Annotated in this window: 15 protein-coding genes; 7 read left to right on the top strand and 8 right to left on the bottom strand. The window is 67.1% G+C overall.

Going from position 1 to position 14,140, the window contains the following annotated elements:
* Window positions 1-7 precede the first annotated feature (7 nt).
* From OOZ48_RS13080 to OOZ48_RS13095, 4 genes are all read right to left on the bottom strand, one after another.
* Entirely contained in the window at window positions 8-1,285 is a 1,278-nt protein-coding gene (locus OOZ48_RS13080; protein WP_269499011.1) for a TRAP transporter large permease, read from the bottom strand.
* A 3-nt stretch (window positions 1,286-1,288) separates the two neighbouring features.
* On the bottom strand, window positions 1,289-1,747 hold the full coding sequence (locus OOZ48_RS13085; RefSeq protein WP_269499013.1) for a TRAP transporter small permease: 459 nt from the start codon (window positions 1,745-1,747) through the stop codon (window positions 1,289-1,291).
* A gap of 3 nt (window positions 1,748-1,750) precedes the next feature.
* Window positions 1,751-2,731, bottom strand: coding sequence for a TRAP transporter substrate-binding protein (locus OOZ48_RS13090; RefSeq protein ID WP_269499015.1), 981 nt, complete (start codon window positions 2,729-2,731; stop codon window positions 1,751-1,753).
* A gap of 196 nt (window positions 2,732-2,927) precedes the next feature.
* Entirely contained in the window at window positions 2,928-3,623 is a 696-nt protein-coding gene (locus tag OOZ48_RS13095) for a GntR family transcriptional regulator (RefSeq protein ID WP_269499017.1), read from the bottom strand.
* A gap of 210 nt (window positions 3,624-3,833) precedes the next feature.
* On the opposite strand from OOZ48_RS13095, the gene OOZ48_RS13100 reads away from it, so the two are divergent.
* From OOZ48_RS13100 to OOZ48_RS13110, 3 genes are read left to right on the top strand one after another with little or no spacing between them, the layout of a single operon-like run.
* A complete protein-coding gene (locus OOZ48_RS13100) occupies window positions 3,834-4,079 on the top strand; it encodes a GlsB/YeaQ/YmgE family stress response membrane protein (protein WP_269499019.1) in 246 nt (81 codons plus the stop codon).
* Window positions 4,080-4,136: 57 nt separating this feature from the next.
* Window positions 4,137-5,531 (top strand): DUF2868 domain-containing protein, encoded by a 1,395-nt coding sequence (locus OOZ48_RS13105; protein WP_269499021.1) that lies wholly within the window; start codon window positions 4,137-4,139, stop codon window positions 5,529-5,531.
* Window positions 5,524-6,963, top strand: coding sequence for a GTPase/DUF3482 domain-containing protein (locus OOZ48_RS13110; protein ID WP_269499024.1), 1,440 nt, complete (start codon window positions 5,524-5,526; stop codon window positions 6,961-6,963). Before OOZ48_RS13105 ends, OOZ48_RS13110 begins: the two co-directional genes overlap by 8 nt.
* Before the next feature lie 8 nt (window positions 6,964-6,971).
* Here the strand turns inward: OOZ48_RS13110 and OOZ48_RS13115 are convergent, their stop codons facing one another.
* On the bottom strand, window positions 6,972-7,904 hold the full coding sequence (locus tag OOZ48_RS13115; RefSeq protein WP_269499026.1) for a TPM domain-containing protein: 933 nt from the start codon (window positions 7,902-7,904) through the stop codon (window positions 6,972-6,974).
* Window positions 7,905-7,915: 11 nt separating this feature from the next.
* Window positions 7,916-8,527, bottom strand: coding sequence for a LemA family protein (locus tag OOZ48_RS13120; RefSeq protein ID WP_269499028.1), 612 nt, complete (start codon window positions 8,525-8,527; stop codon window positions 7,916-7,918).
* 282 nt (window positions 8,528-8,809) lie between these two features.
* Here OOZ48_RS13120 and OOZ48_RS13125 point away from each other — a divergent pair, with 282 nt between their 5' ends.
* From OOZ48_RS13125 to OOZ48_RS13140, 4 genes are all read left to right on the top strand, one after another.
* Window positions 8,810-10,222, top strand: coding sequence for a DEAD/DEAH box helicase (locus OOZ48_RS13125; protein ID WP_269499030.1), 1,413 nt, complete (start codon window positions 8,810-8,812; stop codon window positions 10,220-10,222).
* A gap of 28 nt (window positions 10,223-10,250) precedes the next feature.
* The gene (locus OOZ48_RS13130) at window positions 10,251-10,880 is read left to right on the top strand and encodes a LysE family transporter (RefSeq protein WP_269499032.1); all 630 of its coding nucleotides are present in this window, start codon (window positions 10,251-10,253) and stop codon (window positions 10,878-10,880) included.
* A gap of 31 nt (window positions 10,881-10,911) precedes the next feature.
* The gene (locus OOZ48_RS13135; protein ID WP_269499034.1) at window positions 10,912-12,516 is read left to right on the top strand and encodes a peptide chain release factor 3; all 1,605 of its coding nucleotides are present in this window, start codon (window positions 10,912-10,914) and stop codon (window positions 12,514-12,516) included.
* A gap of 83 nt (window positions 12,517-12,599) precedes the next feature.
* Window positions 12,600-13,205, top strand: a complete 606-nt coding sequence (locus OOZ48_RS13140; protein WP_269499036.1) for a hypothetical protein — start codon at window positions 12,600-12,602, stop codon at window positions 13,203-13,205.
* 11 nt (window positions 13,206-13,216) lie between these two features.
* On the opposite strand, the gene bfr is transcribed toward OOZ48_RS13140, so the two are convergent.
* A complete protein-coding gene (bfr, locus tag OOZ48_RS13145) occupies window positions 13,217-13,687 on the bottom strand; it encodes a bacterioferritin (protein WP_269499037.1) in 471 nt (156 codons plus the stop codon).
* Window positions 13,688-13,825: 138 nt separating this feature from the next.
* Window positions 13,826-14,089 (bottom strand): (2Fe-2S)-binding protein, encoded by a 264-nt coding sequence (locus tag OOZ48_RS13150; RefSeq protein WP_269499039.1) that lies wholly within the window; start codon window positions 14,087-14,089, stop codon window positions 13,826-13,828.
* Window positions 14,090-14,140: the final 51 nt, after the last annotated feature.

Here is a 14,140-nt window from a genome sequence, read left to right on the forward strand (position 1 = left end):
GGCACACTCAGTAGAACAGCGACGGCAGGAAAAGACTGATCTGCGGCACATAGGTGACGATGAGCAAGGTGACGAGATTGACGGCGAGGAATGGCAGCGAGGCGCGCATCAGGACCAGCAGGTCGACCTTGGCGATCACCGCCCCCAGGTAGAGGCAGTTGCCCACGGGCGGTGTCACCAGGCCGACACCCAGATTCATCACCATGATCACCCCGAACTGGATCGGGTCGACGCCGACCGCCTGCGCCACCGGCAGCAGGATGGGCGCGAACAGGATCAATGCGGGCACCAGATCCATCACCATGCCCACGAACAACAGAAAGACGTTGATGGACAGCAGGACGGCGACCTTGCCCAAATCCATCGCCTCGAAGAAACCGACCAGGGCCTGCGGAAATTGCTCTACCGCGACGATCCAGGCGGCGACAGACGTCGCCGACAGCACGAACACCGGGATCGCCGTATTGATGGCCGAGTCCACGAATATCCTGAAGAAATCCCTCAGCGGGTAATCCTTGTAGACGAAGCCGCCGAGAATGAAGGCATAGAGCACGCCGATCACCCCGGCCTCGGTCGCGGTGGTCAGGCCGGTGATGATCGCCCCCAGCAGGAACACCGGCAGCAGCAGCGACAGGATCGCCTCGCGAAATGCCTTCCACAGCTCCGGCATGGGCGCCCGCGAGGCGCGCTGGGGCCAGCCCTTCTTCCGGGACATGGCGTAGACCGCGCCCATCAGCATGAGGCCGGTCAGGACTCCGGGTACCAGCCCCGCCAGGAACAGCGCGCCGATCGAGGAGCTGACCGTCACGCCGTAGAGCACCATGGGAATGCTGGGCGGAATCAGGATGCCGATGGGCGAGGAACAGATGGTGATGGCGCCGGCGTCGCGCCGGGAATAGCCCTGCTTTTCCATCGCGGGAATCATCAGGCTGCCGATCGCCGCGGTATCGGCCACGGCCGAACCCGAAATGCCGCCGAAGAAAATCGACGAAGCGACATTGACATGGCCCAGCCCGCCCCGGATGTGCCCCAGCAGCGCATCCGCAAAGCGCACCAGGCGGCCGGCGATGCTGGTCTCACCGGCCAGGGCGCCGGCCAGGATGAACAGCGGCACCGCCACGAGCGGAAAAGAATTGACGGCGTTGACCATCTTGTGGGGCACGATCTCCAGCGGAAACGAACCATCCAGAAAGATCGCCGCCACCGCGGCGAAGCCCATGCCGAAGGCAATGGGCACGCCGATGATCAGCGTGACCAGGAAAACGAGCGCGAGGGTGAGAATCAAGGTTCAGCTCCAGAGGCGGCGTGCGCAGGCGTACAGCTGGCCAAACGCGCTGACCATCATGAGGGCCGCGCAGATCGGCAGGCTGGCATAGATGTAGCCCTTGGGGATGCGCAGCGCCTCGGACAGGCTGTGCATGGTGTCCTCGACCACGATGGCGCCGCTGAATACCAGCACCCCCAGCAGCACCAGCACCACCACGGCGCACACGCATTCCAGCAGGGCTTGCCGGCGGCCGCCCAGGGACTGCCCCAGCAAAGTGAAGGCGATGTGCCCGCGCTCGTGGAACGCCACCACGCTGCCCAGCATGACGATCCAGATCATCAGGAAATTCGGCACCTCGGTGGCCCAATACAGGGAATCCTGCAGCGCATAGCGATAGAAGATTCCCAGAGCCACCACGCAGACCAGCGATACCATCAACAGCCCCACGAGCACCCGCAGGACCTTGCACAGCATCGTCATGGACTACCTCGCGTCGACCACGGCCTGGATCAAATCCGTCCCGATCACATCGCCGTATTTGGCGTAGGTCTTTTCGGCCCCCTCGCGGAAGGAATCGCGGTCCACGTCCTGGACGATCGTCATGCCTTTTTCACCCAGCTGGCTGATGAGCCCCGCATTGGATTCGCGCGACAGGCGGACCTGCGCATCGCGGCTGGTCGTCGCCGCCTGCATGACGGCCTCCTGCAGGTCGGCCGGCAATTTTTCCCAGAACCGGCGCGAGACGATGAATTCGCACGGAATGCTGGCATGGTGTGTGAGGTTCATGTATTTCTGCACCTCATAGAACTTGGAGGTGTAGATGATCTCGGGCGGGTTTTCCTGGGCATTGATCACCCCCTGCTGCAGGGCAGAATAGACCTCGGAGAAATCCATGGGCGTCGGATTGGCGCCCCATTGCTTGAAGGCGTACAGCCAGGGCTCCACATTGGGCACCCGGATATCGATCCCGGCCAGATCGGACGCCTTGTGCAGCGGCTTGTCCCGGGTCGTGATGTCGCGGAAACCGAGCTCGCCCCAGCCCAGTACCTTGTAGCCTTTGTCGTACATGATCTGGTCCAGCCGCTGGTTCAGCGCCGAGCCCGAGCGCATGACCGCATCCTTATGGGCCTCGTCCCGGAAGATCATCGGCAAGTTCAGCACATCCAGCCGGGGATCGATTTGGCCGTGGCGGCCCACCACCGCACCGTCCAGCGTGCCGAGCTTCATGCCCTCGAGGTATTCGGTTTCGGTGCCCAGCTGGGCGCTGGGAAATACCTTGACCTCGATGCGGCCGGGTACGCGCTTGTCGAGATCGGCGCGGAAAGCCTCCACCCATTTCTGGTAGCTATGGCTCTCGGGCATGGTGTGCGCCACTCGCAGGACGATGGCATCGGCCGCCAAGGCGCCTGTCGAGATCAGGTAGGCGGCGCACGCGACGGCCACTTTTGCAAATCGCATTGTCATGTCTGCTCCTGGATCGTTTTCGTTTTCAGATCGCCGCCAAGGGCGTCCGTCACAGCTTAGGATCTGAGGTACAGTATGTCAATAAATTAATTGTTCCTCGGGTACGCAAGCCATCCAGAATCAAGAAAGCCGGGCCCGCAACATGCGGGACCCGGCCCATCGGTCCGGCGGCGAACAGTGTAGTGTCCCCGAAGGCTTATTTTTTCAAGGCGCCCAGCGCGCGGGTATAGTTGTCGGTCATGGCGCCGATATGGCCGCCCAGCGCCCCGACCAGCGCGTCGCGGTCGCCGTCCGCAAAGGCCTCGGCGATCCGCTGGTGCTCGGCAAAAGTGCGGTCGCGGTGCATCTCCAGCGCCCCCGACAAATGGGCACGCAGCGCCGTCACGCGGCCCGAGCAAATTTCGTAGGCTTCGCGCACATAGTGGTTGCCGCAATAATCGAAGAACACATTGTGGAACATGCGATCGGCGTCGGCGTACTGCAAGGCGTCCCCTTTCTGGCGCGCCTTGACCATCGACCGGATCGCACGTTCCAGGGCGGCCCGCGCCCCGGCCGGGTCGTGCGCGAGGGCCATGGGGGCCGCCTGGGTTTCGAGCATCAAGCGGTACTGGACCAGTTCGGCCATGTCCTGCACGTCCGGCTTGAACACGAAGCTGCCGCTTTGCGGAATGATGGTGATGAGGCCCTGCAACTGCAACAAGGTCAAGGCCTCGCGCACCGGCGTGCGGCTGACGTTCATCGCCGTGGCGATCTTTTCCTCGGACAGCGCCTCGCCCAGCGCCAGTTCCGCACGAAAAATGGCCTCCCTGAGGCGCTCGGCCACCAGCACCGCCAGCGACTTCGGCCTCGAAATCCTGATCGCCTCGATCCGCGTTCCCTTCTTGCCTGACATCTGCGTTGTCCTCTTCGCGCAAGCCGCGCCGATCCCGTTATTCTATCCAGAGCCCGATTGTCCCCCGGGCACGCCGGCGAACCGCAAACATTTCTCACATTCCTCAAGATTCTTTGACCTTTGCCGCCTGGACTGCGTCCGACGGCGTGCCTATCCTGACCCAGGCCGGGCCGCGCTCCCGCGGGCCGTCACTCTCAAGGAGAACCACCCATGAGCATCATCGGCATGATCATCGTCGGCTTCATCGTGGGCCTCATCGCCAGGGCCGTCATGCCCGGCGACCAGAAACTGGGTATTATCCTGACTACGATTCTCGGGATCGTCGGGTCCATCGTTGCTGGCTACCTCGGGACCGCGCTCGGCCTGTATCAGGCCGGCCAGGGCGCGGGCTGGATCGGCTCCGTCGTCGGCGCCGTCATCGTGCTGTTGGTATACGGCCTGATCAAGAAGTCCTAAGGATTCCAAGCGCCATCCCCGCGGGCGGGGCCCTGGCTGCCGCCGCCCGCGACACGGATGACCCACCACGCCACCCACTCCAAACCGGACTCTCCCTTCCTGCGCCATTGGCTGGCCGAGGCTCTGCGCCTGCGCGAAACACAGCGCGAGCCGGTGGATGACACGGCCGAACTGGACGCCGTCCTGCAAGGCCCCGCCGGCCTGGACGAGCGCATTCTTCAGCGTGCCGCGCTGCTGGGCGAACGCGAGGGCCTGCGGGCGCGGCTGGTCCGGTGGGCCGCCAGTGCGCGCCTGGCGCTGATCCTGCTGTGGGTCATGGCGCTGTTCACCGGCATGGGCACCGCCGTCGCGGCCCTGGGTGCCGGCGACAGGCCGGTGAACCTCGCCCTGGCCTTGCTCGCCTTGCTGGGCTTGCATGCCGCAACCCTGTTGATCTGGCTGCTGAGCTTCCTGCCGGGGATCGCGCCTTCCACGGGACTCTCCGGGTTCTGGCTGTGGCTGACCGCGAAATTCGCCCGCGGCCCAGACGCCGCGCTGGCGGGCCAGGCGCTGGCCTCGCTCCTCACGCGCGCCAGGGCTTGGCGCCACATCCTGGGCGGCATCAGCCACGGCGCCTGGATCGCCGCCTTCGTAGGCGCGCTGGCCGCGTTGCTGATGCTGCTCAGCACGCGCCGCTACGCCTTCCAGTGGGAAACCACGCTGTTGTCGCCAGACGCCTTCGTCGCCATGGCCCATGCGCTGGGCGCCGTCCCCGCGCAGCTGGGCTTCCCCATTCCGGACAGCGCCGTGATCGCCCGCAGCGACGGCCTGCACATCCTGCCGGCCGCTGCCCAGGCGCAATGGTCCGCCTGGCTGATCGGCTGCGTCGTGGTGTGGGGCCTGCTGCCGCGCCTGATCGCCGGGCTCGCCAGTGTCTGGGTCGCGCGCCGACGGTTGCGCAGCCTGCGCATCGATCCGGGGCTGCCCGGGTGGCTGGAACTGCGTGAACGCCTGATGCCGCGGCACCAGGCCCTGGGCATCGACGCGCCCGCGCCTGGACCGGCCGCCGGGGCGCCCTGGTCCCGGCCGGCGCCCGCCGCCTTCGCCGGCGCCCTCGCCATACTCGGTTTCGAACTGGGCGCGCAGGCCGAGTGGCCGCCGGCGACCCTGCCCAATGGCGTGCGCGACATGGGGCTGTGCGACAGCCGCGGCGATCGGCGCCGGATCCTGGATCAGCTCCGGCAGCCGCCGCGGCGCCTCCTGCTGGTCTGCGATGCGCGCCAGACGCCGGACCGCGGCACCCGCGCCTGGCTGGCGGAATTGCAGGGCCTGTGTCCGCGCATCGACGTGTTGCTGCTGCACCGTCCCGGGCGCGAGGCCATCTGGCATGCGGCCCTGGACGCCCAGGGCATTGCCGCCACCCCTTCGATCGCCCACTGGGCCGACGCCGATCCTCCACCCGACCATGACTGAGCCAACCATCGTCCCCATCGACCTGGCCGTCGTCGGCCACACCAACACCGGCAAAACCTCGCTGTTGCGCACCTTGCTGCGCGATCCGGACTTCGGCGAGGTGGCTGACCAGCCGGGCACCACGCGGCACGTCGAGAGCGCGCAACTGCTGACCGAGGATGGCCTGCCGATCCTGATCCTGCGCGATACGCCGGGCCTCGAGGACAGCATGGCCGTGCTCGACGCCATCGACCGGCTGGTGGGCCCGGACGAGCGGCCGGACGGCCCCGAGCGCATCCGCCGCCTGCTTGAAAGTCCCGAGGCGCTGCAGCGTTTTGAACAGGAAGCCCGCGTCCTGGCCACGGTGCTGGAATGCGACGCGGCACTCTATGTGGTGGACGTCCGGGACCCCGTCCTCGCCAAGCACCGCGACGAACTCGGCCTGCTGGCCGCCTGCGGACGGCCGATCCTGCCGGTGCTCAACTTCACGCACAGCGTGAACGGCCAGTCCGACGCCTGGCGCGACGCCCTGGCCCGACTGGGGCTGCATGCCACCGTCGATTTCGACACCGTGGCCCCCGCCCTGGACGGCGAGGCGCAGATGATCGATCGGCTGGCCCTGATGCTGGACCGGCGCGCCGACACCCTGGCGCGCTTGCGCGCCGACCTGGAAGCCCAGCGACTGAGGCGGCGCGTGGACGCGGCGCGCCTGATCGCCGAACTCCTGATGGATGCGGCCGCCCTGCGCCTGCTCTGTCCGCAGGATTCCACGGACATGGCCACAGTCACCGTCAGCCTGCGCAAGCGCACCCGCGAACGCGAACAACAATGCGTCCAGGCGCTGCTGAAGCGCTACCGTTTCAGCAGGGCGACTTTCCCGCACCATCCGCTGCCGCTGGAGGGCGAGCGCTGGGGCATGGACCTGTTCAATCCGCAGGCGCTCAAGGCTTTCGGCATCCAGGTCGGCAAGGGCCTGGCCACCGGCGCCATGGCGGGCGCCACCATCGATGCGTTCACCGGCGGCCTGAGCCTGGGCACGGCGACGCTGCTGGGCGCGGCGGTCGGCGGCCTGTGGCAAGGCGCGCACCAGTGGGGCAAGCGCCTGATCGGCCGCGTTGCCGGACACCTGGAAATCACGGTCGACGATCCCGTGCTGCAATTGCTGGGACTGCGGCAGCTGGCGCTGGCGCGCGCCCTCGAGCGGCGCGGACACGCCGCCTGGCAGCCGATCGACGGCGGCACGCTGACGCCGCCCGCCCAGGCGCTGGACACGGAGGGCGAGGGGGCAACCCGCGCCGCGCAAGGCGCGCTGCTGCCCGAGGCGGTGTGGCCGATCCTGCGCGAAGCACGCGGGCATCCCGAATGGTCCTCGATCGGCGTTGCGCCTGTCGCCGATCCGCGCCGCGACGTCCTCGTCGCCCGCCTGGCAGCCCTCCTCGATGCGGCGCTGTAGCGTACCTGTTACCAACCGCCCGACGCGCCGCCGCCACCGCCACGTCCGCCACCGCCACCGCCGCCACCACCACCGCCACCGAAGCCGCCACCCCCGCCAAAGCCGCCGCCACCGCCCCGATCGCCCGGCCAGCGTCCGCGACGGCGCCCGGCGAAGCGCTTCGCGAGCCCCATGCTGCGGCCCAGCAAGGACAGCCCAAAGCCCACCGCCGCGGCAACCAAGGCCAGCCACAGGCTCTCGAACAGCACGTAAACGAACGCCCCCAGCAGAAAGGCGCCCATGACGGGCGGCACCACGAGCGCGAGAAAGGACAGCGGCGCCAACATGAAGACAGGTTCATCGTCCTCCGTCGCCGGAGCGGGCAGCGGCTCGCCATGGATCAAGGCAATCAGCGCGTCCACGCCGGCTTCGATCCCCGCGTGGAAGTCGCCGAAGGTGAAATGCGGCGTGATCTGCTCGCGGATGATGCGCCCGGCCTGCAGATCCGTCACCGCGCCCTCCAGGCCATAGCCGACGTCGATGCGCACATTGCGGTCGTCCTTGGCCACCAGCAGCAGGATGCCGTCGTCCACGCCCTTGCGGCCGATCTGCCACTGATCGAAGACCCGGCGCGCATACTGTTCGATCGAATCCGACCCGGTGGTCGGCAGGATCAGCACGTAGAGCTGCGCGCCGGTGGACTGCTCCAGCGCGCGCAGCTTGCCGGACAGCGCCTGGATCTGGCCGGGATCGAGCGTCGAGGTCTGATCCATGACCGGCCCCGTCCAGGACGGCACCGGCACCTCGGCTGCAGATGCCGGGCGCTCGGCCGCGGCCGCAGGGGGTGCCTGGACCGTATCGGCCGGTGCCGCCTGGGCATGCGCCGCCGCGCCCCATAGGCAGGCCCAGGCGAGGGCGGCAGCGCCCAGGCCTCGGGCGAGGCGCAGCAAGGTCCCGGTCATGGCGGACGGCCTCATTTGGCCGTGGCCGGCACGTCGAACGTCACATCGGGATTGCGCATGACCTCGTCGGCCTTGTCCAGGCCATACTGCGGCTTGAGCCCATACCCCAGGACCTTGGCGGTCAACAGGGTGGGGAACTCGCGGATCGTCTGGTTGTAGGCCTGCACCGACCGGACGTAGCGCTCGCGGGCCACTGCGATGCGATTCTCGGCGCCCTCGAGCTGCGTCATCAGGTCGCGGAACAGGCCGTCGCTCTTCAAGGCCGGATAGTTCTCGGAGACCGCCAGCAGGCGCGACAGGCCCGCGGACAAGGCGCCCTGTGCCTGCTCGAAACGCGCCATGAGCGCGGGATCGTCCAGGTCGTCGGCCGTGACGCGGATCTCGCCGACCCGGGCGCGCGCCTCGGTCACCTCCTTCAGCAGCGTCCGTTCATTGACCATGTAGGCATTGACCGAGGAAACGAGCTTCGGCACCAGGTCGGCACGGCGTTCGTACTGGTTCAACACCTGGGACCATTCGGCCTTCACCTGCTCGTCCAGTCGCTGGATTTCGTTGTACCCGCAGCCCGACAGCAAGAGCGTCGCCAGGGCCGCCAGGGCCAGAGCCGTCCATCGTTTGATCATTCGATTCCCCAAAAGGCGCAGCCGCGGATCCGGCCGTCGTCAAGCCATTATTTTAGAGCCGACACGTGCGTGCGGACGCTGAGACAAATCCTCCATTCTTGGCGCCAGGACGCTATAATGATGGGCTTGCGCAGCCTACCAGTCGCTACGCATGCCTTTTTGGGCACCGGCCGCCTTGCGGCGGACCGACAAGCGCCCGCTCACCTGTTTCAACCCCTTCATTCGTCGGCCTCGATTGGTATCCCTCGACTCGAGCGATAGGCGGTCGCTGGAGTCGTATTCTTGGAATCTCAGAACACTTTTGCCTCGCTTGGCTTGGCGGAGCCCCTGCTGCGCGCCGTCACCGAGGCGGGCTACACCCAACCCACGCCGATCCAGGCGCAGGCCATCCCGCGCGTGATCGAAGGCGGCGACCTGCTCGCCGCCGCCCAGACCGGGACGGGCAAGACGGCGGGCTTCACCCTGCCCATCCTGCACACCCTCATCAACCGGCCGCTGGCCGCGCGCAAGGCGGGTCGCCCGCGCGTGCTGGTGCTGACGCCGACGCGCGAACTCACCGCCCAGGTCGAGGAGTCCGTGCGCCTGTACGGCAAGCACACCCGCATCCAGTCCATGGTGATGTTCGGCGGCGTCAACATCAATCCGCAGATCGCCACCCTGAAAAAGCCCGTGGACATTCTGGTGGCCACCCCCGGGCGCCTGCTGGACCACTGCCAGCAAAAGACCGTCGACCTGTCGGGCGTCGAGATCCTGGTGCTGGACGAAGCCGACCGCATGCTGGACATGGGCTTCATCCGCGACATTCGCCGCATTCTCAAGCTGCTGCCCGCCCAGCGTCAAAACCTGCTGTTCTCGGCCACGTTCTCGGACGAGATCCGCGAACTCGCCAAGGGCGTGCTGAACAACGCCAGCGAGGTCTCGGTCGCGCGCCGCAACACCGCATCCGAACTGGTCACCCAGCGCATGGTCATGACCGAGCAGTCCCACAAGCGCGACCTGCTCAGCCACATCATCCGTGAAAGCGGCTGGCACCAGGTGCTGGTCTTCACCCGCACCAAGCACGGCGCCAACCGCCTTGCCGAAAAACTCGTCAAGGACGGGCTGTCGGCCGCCGCGATCCACGGCAACAAGAGCCAGGCGGCGCGCACCAAGGCCCTGGCCGGCTTCAAGGACGGCAAGGTCGCCGTGCTGGTGGCCACCGACATCGCCGCCCGCGGCCTGGACATCGACCAGTTGCCGCAGGTCGTGAATTTCGAACTGCCGAACGTGCCCGAGGATTATGTGCACCGCATCGGCCGCACGGGGCGGGCGGGCAGCGCCGGCTCGGCGCTGTCGCTGGTGGACCAGTCCGAGATCAAGCTGCTGCGCGCCATCGAGCGCCTGATCAAGAAACCGATCGAACAGCAAGCCATCGAGGGCTGGAATCCCGGCGCGATGGTCACGGCCGACTCGGCGCCCGACGCCCGCGAGCGCCGCGACCAGCTGCGCCACGACAGCGGCGGACGCGGGGCGCGCGGGCCGCGCGACGAACGCCGCGGCGCATCCGGCCAGGACCGCCGCAGCGGCGCGCCGCGCAGCGGACGCGGTGGGCGGGGACCGGCCGCGCCGGCTGCCTCCACGCGCAGCGGCCAGGGGCCGCGCGAACATGGCCATCGCCGTCCCGCGGGCGGCGCCCTGCTGCAAAAGGCCGACTGAACGTCCTCAAACGCAACACGTACGCACCATGGCACTTTCGACCTGGCTCGCCTTTTTCGCGGCCTCCTGGGCGATCTCGTTTTCCCCCGGCCCCGGCGCAATCTCGGCCATGGCCTCGGGGCTGAAGTACGGCTTTCGCCACGGCCGCTGGACCATCCTCGGCCTGCAACTGGGCATCGTCTGCCAGCTGCTGGTCGTGGCCGTGGGCCTGGGCGCGCTGCTGGCGACCTCCGAGCTGGCGTTCACCGCCATCAAATGGGTCGGCGTCGCCTACCTGGTCTACCTGGGCGTGCGCCAGTTCCGCACGGATGCCGCGCCGGTCGCGGTCGAGGCCCGGCCGACCGGCGGCCACCCGATCCGCGACCAGCTCACACACGGCTACCTGGTCAACATCACCAACCCCAAGGGCACCATGTTCCTGCTGGCGGTGGTGCCGCAATTCCTGGACGTCGGCCAGCCCCTGCCCCTCCAGTACCTGATCATCGGCGCGACCCTGTGCTTCACCGACCTGGTGGCGATGACTTGCTATACTTCGCTCGCCTCGCGCATCCTGCGCCTGCTGCGCCAGCCGCGCCACGTGCGCTGGCTCAATCGCGGATTCGGCGCGCTGTTCATCCTCGCCGGCACGGTCCTGGCGACCCTGAGCCACAAGGAATGAATCCGCAGCCGTCCTCCTTCGACATCGATCCATGAGCCTGTCTGACGAAGTCGCCCGGCGACGCACGTTCGCCATCATCTCGCACCCCGACGCGGGCAAGACCACCCTGACCGAAAAGCTGCTGCTGTTCGCCGGCGCCATCCAGATCGCCGGCAGCGTCAAGGCGCGTAAGGCCAGCCGGCACGCCTCGTCGGACTGGATGGAGATCGAAAAACAGCGCGGGATTTCCGTGGCCTCGTCGGTGATGCAGATGGAGTACCGCGATTGCGTGATCAATCTGCTCGACACCCCGGGCCACCAGGATTTCTCCGAGGATACCTACCGCGTGCTGACCGCCGTGGACGCGGCGCTGATGGTGATCGACGCGGCCAACGGCGTCGAGCCCCAGACCATCCGCCTGCTGCAGGTCTGCCGCGCGCGCAACACGCCCATCATCACCTTCGTCAACAAGCTCGACCGCGAGGTGCGCGAACCCCTGGACTTGCTGTCCGAGATCGAGGCGCACCTGGGCATGGACGCCATCCCGTTTTCCTGGCCCGTGGGGATGGGCCGGCAATTCGGCGGGGTCTTCGACATCCGCAACGACCGCATGCGCGTCTTCCGGGCGGGCGCCGAGCGCCACCAGGACGACGACGAGGCCATCGACGGTTTGGACAATCCCGCCATCGCGGCGCGCTTTGGCGAGGCCTATGCCAAGGCGCGCGAAGAAATCGAGCTGATCTCGGGCGCGGTGCCCGAGTTCGACCGCGAGGCCTTCCTCGCTGGGCGCCAGACGCCCGTGTTCTTCGGCTCGGCGATCAACAATTTCGGCGTGCGCGAGGTGCTCGACGCGCTGGTCGAGCAGGCGCCCGCGCCCGGGCCGCGCGAAGCCGTCGAACGTGTGGTCCGGCCGGACGAGCCACGCTTTACCGGCGTCGTCTTCAAGGTGCAGGCGAACATGGACCCCGCGCACCGCGACCGCGTGGCCTTCGTGCGCGTCAGCTCGGGACATTTCCAGCGGGGCATGCGTCTGAAGGTCGGTCGCAATGGCAAGGAAATCCGGCCGAACAACGTGGTGTCCTTCCTGTCGCAGCGGCGCGAAATCGTCGAGGAGGCCTATGCGGGCGACATCATCGGCATCCCCAACCACGGAATCCTGCAACTGGGCGACGTGCTCACCGAAGGCGAGACCCTGGCCTTCACGGGGCTGCCGTTCTTTGCACCCGAACTGTTCCAGGCCGTCGAGGTCAAGGACCCCTTGCGCACCAAGCAGCTGCGCACCGGCCTGACGCAACTGGGCGAGGAAGGCGCGATCCAGGTGTTCCGCCCCCAGGCGGGCGGCGCGCTGCTGCTGGGCGCAGTGGGGCAGCTGCAGTTCGAGGTCGTCGCCCATCGCCTCAAGACCGAATATGCCGTCGACGCGCGCCTGATGCCCTCGCGCTACAACCTTGCGCGCTGGATCACCTGCGAGGACCCCAAGGCCCTGAAGAAATTCATGGACGCCAACGCCGCCAATATCGCCTACGACGTGGTCGACGCGGCGGCCTTCCTCGCCAGTTCGCCCGCCCAGCTGCGCGTGGCCCAGGAGCTCTATCCCGCCATCGAGTTCCATGCCATGCGCGAGCATGCCGGCCAGGTGTTCAGTGCCGGACTTTAGTGTCTCTAGTGTCCCGCGCAGCTGATTCCCATGTCATTTACAATGCCCTGGATGGATCGATTTTCTGACCAGAGGGCCGCTACATGTCCTGGCGCCTGATATTCGCCGTTCTCCTGATCGCCGCCGGCGCATCCGCCTGGGGCGGTCTACGCTTGGGCGACTGGCTGATCGCCCACGGTCCGGCCCAGCCCGTCATGCCCGCGCATCCCGAGCTCGAGCCAGTGCCCGTCCTGGGCGCGGACGGCAAACCTTTCGTCGCCACCGCGCCGCAGCCCCTGCCCGATGGACGCCTGGGCGTCCCCCTGCAGACGCCCCCGGTCAATTGGGAAATCCAGACCGTGCCGCTGATGGACTCGGCGCCGCCTATCGCCCTGGCGACCACCACCATCACCATGGACGAGGCCATCGCACTGGCCTCGCAAAACCAGCAGAACGGCCTCGAGGGCATCGCCACCGTCGACACCATCCAGCCGGTGGACATTACTACCGCGCCACCGCCCCCGCCCGCGGCGGGACAGCCGGCGGCCGGCAACTGGCAGGCGGCCTTCCAGCAGGAACTGGCGCTGTGCGAGCAAAAAGGGTTCTTTTCCAGGCCGTCCTGCGCCTGGGCCGCCCGCAACAAGTACTGCGAGCCCAACAACGCCTGGGGACGGGTGGACGGCTGCCCCGCCCGCAATTCCGGCTACTAGCGCCGCCTGGCTTACTCGCCCATCTGGGATTGCAGATAGTTCTGCAGGCCGACCTTGTCGACAAGCTCGATCTGGGTTTCCAGCCAGTCGATATGTTCCTCGGTGTCGTTGAGGATGTCCTGAAACAGGTCGCGCGAGGTAAAGTCCCGGACCGATTCGCAATAGGCCATGGCTTCCTTGACGGTCGCCTGCGCACCCGTTTCGAGCTTCAGGTCACAGGCGAGGATTTCGGGAACCGTCTCGCCGATCAGGAGCTTGTGCAAGTCCTGCAGATTGGGCAGGCCATCGAGCATGAAGATGCGTTCGATCAGCCGATCGGCATGGCGCATCTCGCCAATGGATTCATCGTATTCGTGCTTGCCGAGCTTTTCGAAGCCCCAGTGCCTCAGCATGCGCGCATGCAGGAAATACTGGTTGATGGCCGAGAGCTCGTTCTTGAGTTGTTTGTTGAGGTATTGAATGACCGTCTTGTCGCCTTGCATGGCCAGTGCTCCTGTCGGGGGTACGCCCCGCAGAGGCCGGGGCCTAAAGCACTAGCCTAACACGATGCCCTCCCGCCAGAAAGCCCTGGCAGGATGACACGTGAAGCCCCCGCCATCACCGGCGAGGGAATCCGCCGCTCAGGCCGCGACGCGGCGGCGGATTTCCTGGCTGTCGAACACCACGGCGGGCGCCAGCCCGCCGAGATCCAGCGCGGGCTCGGCATAGCGGCCCCCGGGAAGGTACTCGGTCGCGGTCTCGGCGCAATGCCCGCAGCAGGTCGCGACCCCGAGGCTGGCCTGGAGATCGGACAGCGCCTGGGCACCCTGCGCGACGGCCTCCTGGACCTGGCGCTCGCTGATCGCATTGCACACACAAATATACATGCGAATCATTATCATCATTTTTCCTGCGCAGCGCAAGCCCCCGTGATGCCATGTGTCCCCAGTGCGGTT

It is taken from the genome of Castellaniella sp. S9 (genome assembly GCF_027257175.1).
Classification (GTDB): Bacteria; Pseudomonadota; Gammaproteobacteria; order Burkholderiales; family Burkholderiaceae_B; genus Castellaniella.